The 14,390-nt window shown below is 61.9% G+C and carries 12 protein-coding genes; 10 read left to right on the forward strand and 2 right to left on the reverse strand.

Annotation, left to right across the window (positions count from 1 at the left end):
* Positions 1-19 precede the first annotated feature (19 nt).
* The 9 genes from mscM (at position 20) to VZC39_RS15005 (ending at position 11,274) form a co-directional block, all read left to right on the forward strand.
* Positions 20-3,286 carry a miniconductance mechanosensitive channel MscM gene (mscM, locus tag VZC39_RS14965; RefSeq protein WP_349919056.1) on the forward strand — a complete coding sequence of 1,089 codons (3,267 nt, stop codon included), beginning with the start codon at positions 20-22 and terminating at the stop codon, positions 3,284-3,286.
* Positions 3,287-3,320: 34 nt separating this feature from the next.
* Positions 3,321-3,998 (forward strand): glycerophosphodiester phosphodiesterase, encoded by a 678-nt coding sequence (locus VZC39_RS14970; RefSeq protein ID WP_349919058.1) that lies wholly within the window; start codon positions 3,321-3,323, stop codon positions 3,996-3,998.
* 153 nt (positions 3,999-4,151) lie between these two features.
* Positions 4,152-6,029 (forward strand): methyl-accepting chemotaxis protein, encoded by a 1,878-nt coding sequence (locus tag VZC39_RS14975; RefSeq protein ID WP_349919059.1) that lies wholly within the window; start codon positions 4,152-4,154, stop codon positions 6,027-6,029.
* A 522-nt stretch (positions 6,030-6,551) separates the two neighbouring features.
* Complete coding sequence (gene frdA / locus VZC39_RS14980; RefSeq protein WP_349919061.1) at positions 6,552-8,336, forward strand: fumarate reductase (quinol) flavoprotein subunit; 1,785 nt, start codon at positions 6,552-6,554, stop codon at positions 8,334-8,336.
* Positions 8,329-9,063: a succinate dehydrogenase/fumarate reductase iron-sulfur subunit gene (locus VZC39_RS14985; RefSeq protein WP_349919062.1), complete on the forward strand. Its 735-nt coding sequence runs from the start codon at positions 8,329-8,331 to the stop codon at positions 9,061-9,063. The genes frdA and VZC39_RS14985 overlap by 8 nt, the downstream gene beginning before the upstream one ends.
* Before the next feature lie 11 nt (positions 9,064-9,074).
* Complete coding sequence (locus VZC39_RS14990) at positions 9,075-9,473, forward strand: fumarate reductase subunit C (protein ID WP_349919063.1); 399 nt, start codon at positions 9,075-9,077, stop codon at positions 9,471-9,473.
* Between the two features lie 10 nt (positions 9,474-9,483).
* Positions 9,484-9,840 (forward strand): fumarate reductase subunit FrdD, encoded by a 357-nt coding sequence (gene frdD, locus VZC39_RS14995; RefSeq protein WP_100861283.1) that lies wholly within the window; start codon positions 9,484-9,486, stop codon positions 9,838-9,840.
* A gap of 250 nt (positions 9,841-10,090) precedes the next feature.
* Positions 10,091-10,810, forward strand: coding sequence for a nucleoside recognition domain-containing protein (locus VZC39_RS15000; RefSeq protein ID WP_434663596.1), 720 nt, complete (start codon positions 10,091-10,093; stop codon positions 10,808-10,810).
* Positions 10,807-11,274, forward strand: coding sequence for a YjiG family protein (locus VZC39_RS15005; RefSeq protein WP_349919066.1), 468 nt, complete (start codon positions 10,807-10,809; stop codon positions 11,272-11,274). Before VZC39_RS15000 ends, VZC39_RS15005 begins: the two co-directional genes overlap by 4 nt.
* 70 nt (positions 11,275-11,344) lie before the next feature.
* Here the strand turns inward: VZC39_RS15005 and VZC39_RS15010 are convergent, their stop codons facing one another.
* Together VZC39_RS15010 and VZC39_RS15015 are read right to left on the reverse strand one after the other, a co-directional pair.
* Positions 11,345-12,556 (reverse strand): winged helix-turn-helix domain-containing protein, encoded by a 1,212-nt coding sequence (locus tag VZC39_RS15010; protein WP_349922518.1) that lies wholly within the window; start codon positions 12,554-12,556, stop codon positions 11,345-11,347.
* Between the two features lie 68 nt (positions 12,557-12,624).
* Positions 12,625-13,266, reverse strand: a complete 642-nt coding sequence (locus tag VZC39_RS15015) for a class I SAM-dependent methyltransferase (protein WP_349919068.1) — start codon at positions 13,264-13,266, stop codon at positions 12,625-12,627.
* 244 nt (positions 13,267-13,510) lie between these two features.
* Here VZC39_RS15015 and VZC39_RS15020 point away from each other — a divergent pair, with 244 nt between their 5' ends.
* Positions 13,511-14,329 (forward strand): SDR family oxidoreductase, encoded by an 819-nt coding sequence (locus VZC39_RS15020; RefSeq protein ID WP_349919070.1) that lies wholly within the window; start codon positions 13,511-13,513, stop codon positions 14,327-14,329.
* The last annotated feature ends 61 nt before the right edge of the window (positions 14,330-14,390 follow it).

Raw genomic sequence — 14,390 nt, forward strand, 5'->3', positions numbered from 1 at the left:
ATGAACGGAAACGTGCGCCATGTTGCAACGCCTGCTCTGTCTGATGCTTTGTCTCAGCCTGCTCCCCTTTTTCGCCAAGGCCGACGATGCCATCACCCAGGTAGAGGAGCTGTTGCAAAACGTTCCCAAGACCGATAGCCCGGAAAACCAGCAACTGAGGGAGAGCTACCAGCAGGCGCTGCAATACGCCCGTGATGCCGAGCGCTACCGGGAACAGGGCAAGGCTTATCAGCAGATCCTCATCGACTACCCCAAGGAGTCCGCTCGCCTCAAGGAGAGTCTGCACAACTACCAGCCCCAGTCTCGCCCGTCCCTCTCCTCCCTCAAGGAAGATGCCCTGCGCCAGGCCATCAGCCTCAGCAGCAACCGGCAGCTCAACCTGCGCAAGGAACGCCAGGGGGTGACCGATGCCCTCAACCAGCTGGAAAGCACGGGCCAGGAGTATCACCAGCGGGTCGACGAACTGCGCAAACAGTTGCAGCAGACCCGCGCCCAGCTCGACCGGCTGAGCTTTAGCAATGGCTCGGATCGGTTGCAGGAGGCCCAGCAACTGGCGACCCGGCTCAAGGAGCAGAGCCTCTCCGACCGGATCCAGATGCTGGAACTGGAGCAACTCTCCGCCCAGCAGCGCAACGATCTCGGCAAGCTGAAGCTCCAAGAACTCAACCTCGCCATCACCGACGAGGATGAGTGGCAGGCCAGCCTGCTCGCCCAGCAGAACCTGCTGCGGCGGGAGAAGACGGAACTGGCGCTGGCCGAGAGCGAGCGCCTGCGCAGGCAGCTCACCTCGGATCTGCCCCTGTTGCAGGAGCAGCAGCAACAGAACCAGGCGCTCTCCATCCAGCTTGGTGCTCTGGAGGATCAGATTGAGCGGGTGCAGGATGAGCAGCGCGGGGTCGACAAGTCCCTCTCCGGCCTGAACGACCTGGTCAATTCGGTGCGCGAACAGCTGGAATGGCTGCAGATCAGCAACGCCTATGGGGAGAACCTGCGCAGCAAGCTCGCCGATCTGCCCGCCTACTTCCCGCTGGACAAGCTGGAGTCCGCCATCGTCAAGGCCCGCATGGCCAAGTACCAATATGAGACGGAGCAGGATGCCCTCAAGGATCCCGCCCTGGTGCGCAACCAGTTGCTGGACGGCGTGAGCTTGGACCGGGCCCAGCGATCGGTGCTGGACAATCTGCTCAAGGCCAGGCGGCAGCTGCTGACCCGTCTCAACGATGCCTCCGATACCCTCATTCAGGAGCAGACTCGCCTCAAGCTCATCTACAGCCGCCAGAACAGCAAGATCGACGAGGTGCGCGAACTCAGTGCCAGCCACCTGTTCTGGATGCCGGACGTACGTCCCCTGAGCCCCGCCGTGCTGCTCGGCGTGCCCGCAGCCCTGGGGCTGGCGCTGGATCCGGTCAACTGGCTGCAACTGCCCAAAGCCATCGCCGACAACAGCCCCATGAGCCTGACCCTGGCGGGTCTCGGCCTGCTGGGCCTGCTCTGGTGCTGGGTGAAGCTCGCACGCCACCTGACGGAGTATTGCCAGTACATAGCCCCCCGCATCGGCAAGGTGACCCAGGACAAGTTCAGCCTCACCAACCGGCTGCTGATCCGCTCCCTGCTGGCGGCCCTGCCCCTGCCTGCCATGGTGCTGATGCTCCACGGTCTGCTGGATGGCGCCTGGCAGTATCCGTTTGCCGTCGCGGTGGCCCGGGGCCTCGGCGAGATCTGGTTCCTGCTGCTGGCGCTGCTGGTGGCCCGCCACCTCACCCTGGACAAGGGGATACTGATCCTCCATTTCCGCTGGCAGAAAGAGCGGGTACAGCGGGTCTGGGGCCAGTTCCGCACCCTGCTGCTGGTACTGATCCCCTGCTTCTTCGTGCAGGGCATGGCCAGCAGCTATCAGGAGCACGCCTTCTACGACTCCCTCGGTCGCCTCTCCTTCATCATCGGGGCGCTCTGGCTGTTGCTGTTCTTCGCCCGCCTCAACCGGGAGCGGTTGCCGCTCACCTGGGGCCAGGCCGACATGAGCAAACCGCACCTGCTGCACCACTTCGTCTGGAACAGCCTGATGCTGGCTCCGCTGCTGGCGGTGCTGGGTTCCCTGTTCGGCTACTTCTACACCTCCCGCACCCTGCTGCGCCAACTGGAGCTGAGCCTGCTCACCGGACTCGGCTGCCTGCTCTTCTACTATCTGGCCCATCGCTGGATGCTGATCCAGCGTCGTCGGCTCGCCTTCGACCGCGCCAAGCAGAAGCGGGCGGAGATCCTGGCCCAACGGGGGCGGGATGAGGATGACTTGAGCTCGGAGATCCCTGACGTGATCGACGAGCCCGAGCTGGACCTGGACACCATCAGCGCCCAGTCCCTCGGCCTGGTCCGTACCCTGCTGATGCTGGGCTTCACCATGCTGCTGGTGGTGCAGTGGGCGGATCTCAATTCGGCGTTCAGTTTCCTCAGCAGCATCGAGGTGTGGCAGGTGAGCAGCAAGGTGGCGGGCATCGAACAGCTCTCCGCCATCACCTTGCAGGATCTGATGCTGACCGCCTTCGTCTTCATCCTGACCGTGGTCACCGCCCGCAATCTGCCGGGGCTGATGGAGCTCACCCTGCTCCAGCACTTGAGCCTCTCCCCGGGCACCGGCTTCGCCCTCACTACGGTCAGCAAGTATCTGGTGATCCTGATTGGTGCCCTCACCGGCTTCTCCATGCTGGGCATCGACTGGTCCAAGACCCAGTGGCTGGTGGCGGCCCTCTCGGTGGGCCTGGGCTTCGGCCTGCAGGAGATCTTCGCGAACTTCGTCTCCGGCCTCATCATCCTGTTCGAGAAACCGATCCGCCTCGGCGACACCGTCACCATCCGCGACCTGACCGGCACCGTCACCAAGATCAAGACCCGCGCCACCACTATCGTGGATTGGGACCGAAAGGAGATCATCGTTCCCAACAAGGCCTTCATCACCGAGCAGTTCATCAACTGGTCCCTGTCTGACGCCATCACCCGGGTCAAGCTGCGCATCCGCATCGGTCTGACCCAGGATCCCAAGCGGGTGCAACAGTTGCTGGAGCAGTGCGTGCAGGAGTCCACCCTGGTGCTGGATACCCCGACCCCGGAGGTGTTCCTCATCGAGTTCACCGACTCGGCCCTCATCTACGAGATCCGGCTCTACGTCAACAACATGGATCACCGCATGCCGATCACTCACGAGGTCCACTCGTTGATCCTGGACAAGCTGACCCGGCTCGGCATGCATCTGCCTCACCAGCAGATCGATATCAGGATGAGCCGGGGATAACAGTGGGCCCGACCCAGAGAGAGGAGTGACATCCATGCAGATCATTGCCCATAGAGGTGCCAGCGGACTGGCGCCGGAGAATACCCTCAAGGCTATGGCAGTCGCCATCGAGCTTGGCGCCGGGGCCATCGAGCTGGACGTACAGTGGGCAGATGGCGAGCTCTGGGTGTTCCATGACCGGCGGTTGGAGCGCTGCACCGATGGTCACGGGGTGCTCACCGAACAGTCGACCGCCTATCTGATGAACCTGGATGCGGGTCAGGGGGAATCGATCCCGACCCTGTGGCAGGTGATGACCCTGATTGCGGGGCGCTGCGAGCTGCATATCGAGCTCAAGGGAGCCCACACCGCAGAGGCGGTGGCCGCCCTGACCCAGCGCGCCGAGGCGGAGCTCGGCTTCACCCCGGCCCACTGGGTCATCTCCTCCTTCCACCATCCGGAGCTCGCCCTCTTCAAGGCTGTGCGGCCCGAACTCAGGATCGGCGCCCTGACCGCCAACCTGCCGCTCCAGCTGGCCGAGTTCGCCGAGCGACTCGGGGCCTGGTCCCTCAACTGCGACGTGGACTTCGTGGATGCGGAGCTGGTGGCGGACGCCCACCAACGAGGGCTAAAGGTCCTGGTCTATACGGTCGATGAGGTGAGTGACAGAGACACACTCGCAGCCATGGGTGTCGATGGCATCTTTACCAACCGACCAGATCGATTCAAGTGAGTATTTACGCGCCCTGGCGGGCCATGGGAGGTGAAAAAAACTGAAAATAAGTGCGCATCGGGATACATAAAATGCACGGCAGGCCGATACAAATTTGGCCAATAACAATAAAAGCACCGCAGATCTCAGACTGACGCTCACAAGGATGTAACCATGAATCTATCGATCAAGAACAAGCTGGTCCTGGCCATCGGGATCATCATTTTGCTCATCACCGGCCTGCAGGTCTGGTACAACACCACCCAACTGCGCAGCGAGACCCAGCGCCTGATCTGGAGCTTTATCGACGACAGCTCCGCCGCCAACGTCAAGGGGATCTCCCGCTGGCTCGACGCCCGCATCAGCATGGTGACCTCCACCAAGGAGGCGTTTGCCAAGGAGGATGAGCCCATCAGCCACCTGGCCCAGTCCATGCACGCGGGCAACTTCGATCTGGTCTATGCGGGCACCCAGGATGGCCGCATGATCCAGAGCAAGCCCACCGACCTGCCCGCCGGCTATGATCCGCGCCAGCGCCCCTGGTACAAGGACGCCACCGCGGCCGGCAAGCTCGCCATCACGGCCCCCTACGCCGACGCCGCCTCGGGCAACCTCATCATCACCATCGCCGAGCCCTTCACTCGCGGCAACACCCAGGGGGTGATCGCCGGTGACGTCTCCATCGACGGTCTGGTGAAAGACGTGCTGGCCACAAACTCGGAGGGCACCTACGCCATCCTGCTGGACAGCAACGGCACCATCATCGCCCACCCGGACACCTCGCTGACCCTGAAACAGGCCACCGCCCTCTCCCCGGACCTGACCCCCGCCAAGGTCAACGAACTGGCCCACGACAACACCATCTCCGAGATGGAGATCAGCGGCAAGGCGAGCGTGTTCGACTTGACCGAGATCCCCAACACCAACTGGTATTTCGGTATCGTCGTAGATGAGGCGGTCGCCTATCAGTCCGTCTCCCGCATGGTGACCTCGGCCTTGCTGCAGGGGCTGTTCACCATCCTCATCGTGGCGGGCTTCTCCTACGTCGCCATCAACGGCTCCCTGGCGCCGCTGAAAACCCTGGGCGAGGCCATCGCGGATCTCTCCCGTGGCAACGGCGATCTGACCCGCCGCATCAAGATCGAGCGCCAGGACGAGGTGGGCGCCGTCGCCAGCCACGTCAACACCTTCATCGAACGCATCCACATGATGGTGCAGGACATTTCCAACTCCTCCGGTCAGTTGAACCAGCAGGCCAGGTCCTCCCACGACATGGCGGAGAAGTCCAATCAGGGGTTGGCGCGCCAGCAGAACGAGATCTCCCAGATTGCGACCGCGGTACACGAGATGTCCGCCACCGCGGTGGAGGTGGCCAGCAACGCCGAGCAGACCGCCGAGGCCGCCCGCAGCAGCTCCAGCAGCTGTGAACACGGCAAGCAGGTGATCGCCCGCAACCAGCGCTCCATCACGGATCTGGCGACCCAGGTCAAGCAGGCCTCCGGCATCATCCAGGAGCTGGAGAAAAATGCGCAGGAGATCAACACCATCCTCTCCACCATCCAGGGCATCGCCGAACAGACCAACCTGTTGGCGCTGAACGCCGCCATCGAGGCGGCCCGGGCCGGCGAACAGGGCCGTGGCTTCGCCGTGGTGGCCGACGAGGTGCGGGTGCTGTCCCAGCGCACCCACAGCTCCACCGTCGAGATCCGCAGCATGATAGAGACCCTGCAGCGCAACACTCAGGGGGCGGTCAGCACCATGCACGAAGGCCAGTTGCTGGCTCAGAACAGCGTGGAAGATGCGAACGATGCCACCCAGGCGCTGGAGCAGATCACCACCTCCATCAACCAGATCTCCGACATGGCGACCCAGATCTCCAGCGCCGCCGAGGAGCAGCGGGCGGTCACCGACGAGGTCAGCCGCAATATCCAGGCGGTCAAGGATGTCTCGGACGAGCTGGCGGTGGATGCGGACAGCTCCCGCAACCTGTCGGCCCAGCTCAAAAATATCTCAGGCGAGCTGAACAATCAGGTGGGCATGTTCCGGATTTGATCTCATTCCGACAAGATGACAGAGAGGGCCTGATGGGCCCTCTTTTTTAGTAAAACCCTTTTCATTTCAATGGTTATAATTGTCCTTCACCACCGCTATGCTGTGATCTGCCTCCCCCTTCGGCCAATGAGATGACGCATTAGAATCCCATCGCGGCTATATTCGCATTACTTTTTCGAAGCCTTTTGGCCACAAACAAGATGTGAATAATTATTATTAAATTTTCTTGATAAAAAACTTAAAAACTTTATGGGTAATACCTAAAAAGAGAGGTATTTCTCATTTTACTGAAAGAAAAATACGTACAATCTTGGGGTTAAAGCAATGAAGGCAATGGCTGCGGCCGATCCGGAACAGCGATGGATGGCGATAACGACGGCATTTTTCTCCAAGGAATGGGGTGGTTTCAACGAAAACCACCATTGCCACGCACTAAAACAAAGCAGTTTGACTTGCATCAAGCCTGAATTTTTTTCATAGAGCAAAATCGTGCCTAGCAAATCTATCCCTAAGGAGGCAGATGTGGATATTATCAAGACCGATGTCGCCATCATCGGTGCCGGTGGTGGTGGCCTGCGTGCCGCTATCGCCATCGCGGAAGCTCACCCGGAACTGGATATCGCCCTGATTTCCAAGGTTTACCCGATGCGCAGCCACACAGTGGCCGCAGAAGGCGGCGCCGCCGGTGTCGTCCGTGACGATGACTCCCTCGAGAACCACTTCAACGACACCGTATCCGGTGGCGACTGGTTGTGTGAGCAGGACGTGGTCGATTACTTCGTCCACAACGCCACCAACGAGATGATCCAGCTGGAGCACTGGGGCTGCCCCTGGAGCCGCAAGCCGGACGGCAAGGCGAACGTGCGCCGCTTCGGCGGGATGAAGATCCCCCGCACCTGGTTTGCCGCCGACAAATCCGGTTTCCACATCCTGCACACCCTGTTCCAGACCTCTATCAAGTATCCGAGCATCAAGCGCTTCGACGAGCACTTCTGCATGGACTTGATCGTGGAAGATGGCCGCGTGCAAGGTGTCCTGACCTTCGACATCCAGAACGGCATCACCCGCTTCATCCAGGCCAAATCCGTCATTCTGGCCACCGGCGGCGCCGGCCGTGTCTATCGCTACAACACCAACGGCGGCATCGTCACCGGTGACGGCATGGCGCTGGCCTACCGCCACGGCGTGCCCCTGCGCGACATGGAATTCGTGCAGTATCACCCGACCGGCCTGCCCGGTACCGGCATCCTGATGACCGAAGGTTGTCGTGGTGAGGGTGGCATCCTGGTCAACAAGGATGGCTACCGCTACCTGCAAGACTACGGTCTGGGCCCGGAAACGCCGGTCGGCCAGCCGAAGAACAAGCACATGGAACTGGGTCCGCGCGATCGCCTCTCCCAGGCATTCTGGCAAGAGCAGCAAAAAGGCCGCGTGATCCAGGGCCCCATGGGGGATGTGGTTCACCTGGACCTGCGTCACCTCGGCGAGAAGTACCTCAAAGAGCGTCTGCCCTTCATCTGCGAGCTGGCCAAGGCCTACGTGGGTGTGGATCCGGTGAAAGAGCCGATCCCGGTACGCCCGACCGCCCACTACACCATGGGTGGCATCGAGACCAACGGTCAGTGCGCGACCCGCATGCCGGGTCTGTATGCCCTGGGCGAGTGTGCCTCCGTCGGTCTGCACGGCGCGAACCGTCTGGGTTCCAACTCCCTGTCCGAGATCGTGGTGTTCGGCAAGGTGGCCGGTGAGCACGCCGCTGAATTCGCCAAGACCCAGGATCACGGCAACACCCAGGCTCTGGCCGCCAAGGCAGAAGCGCTCATCAAGCAGCATCTCGCCCTGCTGGACATCGACGGCACCGAGAACCCGGCCGATATCCGCAACGAGCTTGGCATGTCCATGGAAGCCGGGGTCGGTATCTACCGTACCGAAGAGCTGATGCAGGGCACCATCGACAAGATCAACGAGCTCAAGGCCCGCTACAAGAAGATCAAGATCAACGACAAGTCCTCTGTCTTCAACACCGACCTGCTGTACGCCATCGAACTGGGCTACATGCTGGACGTGGCCGAAGCCATGGCTCACTCCGCCATCAACCGTAAAGAGTCCCGTGGTTCCCACCAGCGTCTGGACGGTTATGAGGAGCGCGATGACGTGAACTTCCTCAAGCACACTCTCTCCTTCTACAACGATGAAGGGGCCCCGACCATCGATTACTCCGATGTGAAGATCACTAAATCCCAACCGGCAAAACGTGTGTACGGTTCCGAGGGTGAGAAACAAGACGAGGCTAAGAAGAATGGCTGAGATGATCGAAATTGAGATCCTGCGCTACCGACCGGAGCAGGACAACGAGCCCTGGATGCAGACCTTCCAGGTGCCCTACCTGAAAGAGATGTCCCTGCTGGACGCCCTGCAGTACATCAAGGATCAGCTGGACTCCACCTTGAGCTTCCGCTGGTCCTGCCGGATGGCGATCTGCGGCTCCTGCGGCATGATGGTCAACGGCATTCCCAAACTCGGCTGCAAGACCTTCCTGCGGGACTACCTGCCGGGCAAGATGACCATAGAGCCGCTCAACAACTTCCCCATCGAGCGCGATCTGGTGGTGGACATGTCCGACTTCATCGAGAAGCTGGAGAGCATCAAGCCCTACATCATCCCGAGCGAACCGCGCAGCCTGTGCGACGGCGAGTACACCCAGACCCCGGCAGACATGGCGAAGTATCACCAGTTCTCCATGTGCATCAACTGCGGTCTGTGCTACGCAGCCTGCCCGCAGTACGGCATCAACAAGAAGTTCACCGGTCCGGCGGCACTGGCACTGGCCTATCGCTACAACGCCGACAACCGCGACAGCGCGTCCAAGGAACGGATGAAGATCCTGAGCCAGGACGAGGGCGTCTGGGGCTGTACCTTCGTGGGTTACTGCTCTGATGTCTGTCCGAAGGGTGTGGATCCGGCCGCCGCCATCCAGCTTGGCAAGGTCGAGAGCGCCAAGGACTACATGATCGCCATGTTCAAGCCGGATTGAGGAGTGAGACCATGAACAACACCCAGAGCAAACGTAAGCCCTACGTGCGCGAAATGAAGAAAGACTGGTGGCTGAAGAACGCTTTCTACACCGGTTACATGATCCGCGAAGGCACCAGTATCTTCGTCTCCATCTACGCCGTGGTGCTGATGTGGGGTCTGATGCGACTGGTTCAGGGTCAGGAAGCGTTCAACGGCTGGCTGGAATCCCTGCAAAGCCCGATCGCCATCCTGTTCCACGTCATCGCGCTGGCAGCCTGCCTGTTCCACGCCAAGACCTGGTTCGCCCTGGCCCCCAAGGCCATGCGCATCTTCCGTGGTGAAGACCTGGTGCCGGAGAAGCCGATCGTCATCGCCCAGTACCTGGCACTGGCGGTGGTATCCCTGCTTGTTCTGATCATCGTGGCCTGAGGAGAAAATCATGAGACGTTCTGACGAACCCATCTACTGGGGTCTGTTTGGTGCCGGTGGCATGGTCGTTGCCATGCTGCTGCCGGTGCTGGTCCTCATCACAGGTCTGCTGGTGCCCATGGGCATCATGGACGTGGAGACCATGAGCTACGAGCGCGTGCTCGCCTTCGCCAGCTCCTGGTGGGGTGCCTGCATCCTGCTGGTGGTCATCGCCCTGCCCATCTGGCACGGCATGCACCGGATCTACCACGGTCTGCACGATCTGGGGATCCACACCACCAAGCTGCACCACTATGTGTTCTATGGCTTCGCTTTCCTGGTGTCCGCCATCACCGTCGGTCTGCTGATGGTGCTGGTATTCCAGTAAACCGATGCTGACCACTTGAAAAACCGGGCCCAGAGCCCGGTTTTTTTATGCCCAACGCTCCCGCCATCCGGACTCGCCCCTCCCTGACAACCTCCTGCAAATCAATATTCCAAATAACAAAAGATCCACACCACAAAACACTGATAAATACATCATTTGCAGTGATGTGAATTGATAATTATCAACATGGCAGTCAATAGCTCCAACATAATCAACCCCGAGCCAAACTCTTTCCATATGGAGCCAAATCATGACTAACAAGAAACGCTCGGTGACCCTGGGCAGTTACCTGGCACTGGCCTTCGCCATCGTCTTCTTCTCGGGGCTATTGCAGTCCAATCAGTGGTACGGGGTGTTCGATTTCACCACCCTCAACGGATCGTTCGGCACCATGGTGCACAGCGTCAGCGACAGTGGTGACGGCATCAAGACCGCCATGACCGACATGCGGGGCAAGGGGGGCAACGGCGCCCGGGACGGCTTCCTGTTCGCCCTGACCCTGATCCCCACCGTGATGTTCGCCCTCGGCATGATCAACGTGCTGGAGCACTACGGCACCCTAGAGGCTGCCCGCAAGCTGCTGACCCCGTTGCTGCGCCCCTTGATGGGAGTACCGGGCAATACCGGCCTCGCCCTCATCGCCTCCCTGCAGAGCACGGACGCCGGCGCCGCCATGACCCGTCAGCTTAAGGATGAAAAGCTCATCACCCAGCGCGAGACCGACGTCTTCACCATGTTCCAGTTCTCCGCCGGCGCCACCATAGTGAACTTCTTCTCCTCCGGCGCCGTGCTCTTCACCCTGACCCTGGCGGACGGCACCCCGGCGGTGGCCTCCTCCATCGGCCTCGCGGTGATCGTGATGTTCGCCTTCAAGTTCGTCGGCGCCAATCTGTTCCGCTTCTACCTCAACCTGACCGAGGGTAAGTCCAGCGAGAACGCCCCCACTTCAGCCCAGGAGCAAGCCAAATGAGCCAGGCCAACGTCAAGAAACCCATCGTCACCGACATCTTCGTGGAAGGGGCCAAGAAGGGCTGGGTCATCGCCACCACCTCCACCGTGCCCAACGTGCTGATGGCCTTCGTCATCATCAAGGCGCTGCAGATCACCGGTGCCCTCGGCGCCATGGTCACGATTTTCGCCCCCATCATGGCCGTCTTCGGCCTGCCCGGCGAGGCGGCCGCCGTGCTGATCGGCGCCTGGATGTCCATGGGCGGTGCCGTCGGCGTGGTCATCACCCTGTTCGACCAGGGCATACTGACCGGCACCCACATCGCCATCCTAGCCCCCGCCATCTACCTGATGGGCTCCCAGGTGCAGTACGTGGGCCGCATCCTCGGCTGCATCGGTACCGAGGGACGCTACATCCCCATCATGATCGCCATCTCGGTGCTCAACGCCTTCGGCGCCATGCTGGTGATGAACCTGATCCTCTGACGCGCCCCCGCCCAACAAAAAAGCCAGCCGCGGATAACGGCTGGCTTTTGTCATTGAGACGAGGTGAGGTCTACGCCTGCCACAGGGCCAGCAGGGGTGCCGGAATGGCGCCAAGGCGCAGGCTCGGGGTCTGGTGCCAGTCCGCCAGCTTCTGGATAGCGTTGAGGAGATCCTGGGCCAGACTCTGGCTCACCTTGACCCCGTCCTCCAGATAGAGGCTCTTGACCTCGAACACACCTTCCTTGCGATGGGCCTTGGCGTCCATCCTGCCCACCAGCTTGCCGCGACGCAGCAGGGGCAATACGAAGTAGCCGTACTGGCGCTTGGGGGCCGGGGTGTAGCACTCGATGCGATAGTCGAACCCGAACAGCTCGCTGGCCCGCTTGCGATCCCACACCAGGGGATCAAAGGGCGACAGCACGGCGCTGTGGGTCGCCTTGAGGGTCCCTGCCTGCGCCCGCGCCAGCTCGTCTGCCAATGCGGCGTGCACGAAGGCGCCGTGCTGCCAGCCTTCCACCCGCACCGGCGACAGCTCCCCCTCGTCCGCCAGTCGATGGAGCAGCTCATCGTACTTGCCCCGGCGCAGTCGATAGTAGTCCGCCACCCAGCCGGTCTTGACCAGCCCCAGTGCCCGGCAACTGGCGCGCACCATGTCTCGCTGCACGCGCTCCTTGCTCGGCAAGTCCCGGCCGTCGTCCCAGTCCGGGCGCACCCGCTCGGCGAGATCGTAGATGCGCTGGAAGTTGTGGCGCTCCTTTACCATCAGCTGGCCGGCGGTGAACAGCACCTCCAGGTGGCGCTTCTCGGGTTTCCAGTCCCACCAGCCATTGCCCTTGCCCGCCTTGCGCTCGAAGTCGCTGGCCCGCACCGGCCCGCTCGCACGCACCCGCTCGAGGATCTGCGTTATCTCGTCTTGGTGGGTCTCGAGCCACTGGGCGGAGAACTTCCAGCCCATGGCGGCGGGATCCAGCATGCGGTGGCGCAGCAGCCGATAGTCCTCACGGGGTACGAAGCAGGCCTCATGGGCCCAGTATTCGAAGATCTCCCCTCGCGCCAGCAGGCTGTCCAGCCAGCTCGGCTCGTAGTGACCGAGACGGCTGAACAGCACCAGATAGGGGCTGCGAGCTACCACCTGGATGGTGTCTATCTGCAGCAGCGCCATGCGGCGGATGCAGGCCAGTACATCGGCCGAGGTTGCCTTGCGTCTGGGGGGCGTCAACAAGCCTTGAGCGGCGAGTTGCAGGTGGCGGGCATCTTGCAGCGAGAGATGGGGGATGGACATGGCGAAACCGGCTCCTTGGTAGCAGGTCATCAGCATGCCCAACTCGGCGGCAAATGGAAACGGCGGCCTCAGGGTTTGGTGAAGACCACCACATCCGAATGGGGGAACGCGACCCCGGCCTGCCAACGGCTCCCCAGGGTGTGAAACGACGCCTCGGCGAAGAAGGTGATGTGGGTGGGATCGTGGCGATAGCGCCAGGTTTTGAAGCGATCGTCCCCCAGCACCCGCTGGGTCTGCAGTACCAGCACGCCGCCGGATTTCAGGCAGTGCCAGAGCCCGTCCAGCACGGCCCTGGGGTCGGCCAGGTGCTCGATCACCTCGGTGCTGGTGATGAAATCATACTGGCGGTTGAGCAACTCGGGTTCGTCGGCATAGAACTTGTCGTAACCCGCCATCTGGTAACCCGCTTCCCGCCCCATGGCGATGAGGGCAGGCCCTGGGCCACAGCCAAAGTCCAGGCCGCTGGCAGGGGGCGATACCCGGGACAGCACCTCCCCGAAGGCGCGCATCAGAAACCCGCGATAGCCGGGATCGTCCACCCGGTTGTCGTGACCGTCATAGACCGCCTTCTCCGCCCCGGCATCCAGATGATCCGCCGCCTCCAGCCAGACCAGTTCGCAGCCCTGGCAGCGATGGTAACGCTTGCCCGCCACGGGCAAGGGGTAGCTGTGGGGATGCTCGCAGAGCGGGCAGGAGGGGGAGGCAGACATCGTGGGTTCTCGCTGTGGGTGAGCTCGGTGTTGATGGCCCGCAGGTTGCCTGCCCCGGGCGGCGCTGACAAGGTTTTTTACCCAGAGTCTTCCCCGGAAGAACCAAGCTCCTCTCTTATCAAGCCCTTAATCCTCTCTTAAGTCTCGCCCGTTAACCTTGGGCATCATGGGCAAGGCAGCGATCCCCCGATGATCGCCCCTGCCTACTCGCCCCTTCGGCTGGCTTATCGATGGACACCTCACCATGAACCTGCAAGGAAAAACCGTGCTGCTCACCGGCGCCAGTGGCGGCATAGGGGAGGCGCTGGCCCAGGAGCTGGCAGCGCAAGGAGCAAACCTGTTGCTGCAAGGGCGCAAGGGTAGCGCGCTGGAGCGCCTGCGCCGGGAGCTCCCCCATCCTGAGCGCCATCAGATAGCAATCGCCAACCTCGCCCTGCCCGGCGAACGGTCCCAGCTGTTGCAACATCCGGCGCTGGACGAGGGGCTGGACGTGCTCATCAACAATGCCGCCACCCTCCAGTTTGCCTGGCTGGAAGATCAGAGCATGGAGCAGGTGGAGCGCCAGTTGCGTCTCAACGTGGAGGCCCCCATCCAGCTAACCCGCGCCCTGCTGCCCCGGCTGCGCAAGCCCGCCATCATCATGAACATCGGGGCCAATCTCGGTGGCGTCGGTTATCCGGGGTACAGCGTCTACTGCGCCAGCAAGTTTGCCCTGCGCGGATTCAGCGAAGCCCTGGGCCGTGAGCTGGCGGGGGCCGGCATCCGAGTGCTCCATTTCGCCCCGCGCACCACCCGTACCCGGCTGGACTCCGAGGCCGCCTACGCCATGCACCTGGCCATCGACACCCCCATCGACAGCCCCTATGACGTGGCCGAGCAGGCCATCATCGCCCTGTGCAGCGAGACTCGTCGCCGCTGGCTGGGCTGGCCAGAGGGACTGATGGTTCGCCTCAATGCCCTCTGCCCCTGGCTCATCGACTGGCAGATGGCCCGCAAGGCACCACTCATCGAGCGTTATGCCCGCCATGGGCCCGCTGGCGATACGGAGCACAACGCCAGGTAAGGGTCGCCACCTGTCACCCCTTATGATGTAAACTGAGGCCGCCCACCGCTGTGGCGGCCCG

The sequence above is a fragment of the Aeromonas sp. NJAU223 genome (assembly GCF_051125555.1).
Taxonomy (GTDB): Bacteria; Pseudomonadota; Gammaproteobacteria; order Enterobacterales; family Aeromonadaceae; genus Aeromonas; species Aeromonas veronii_G.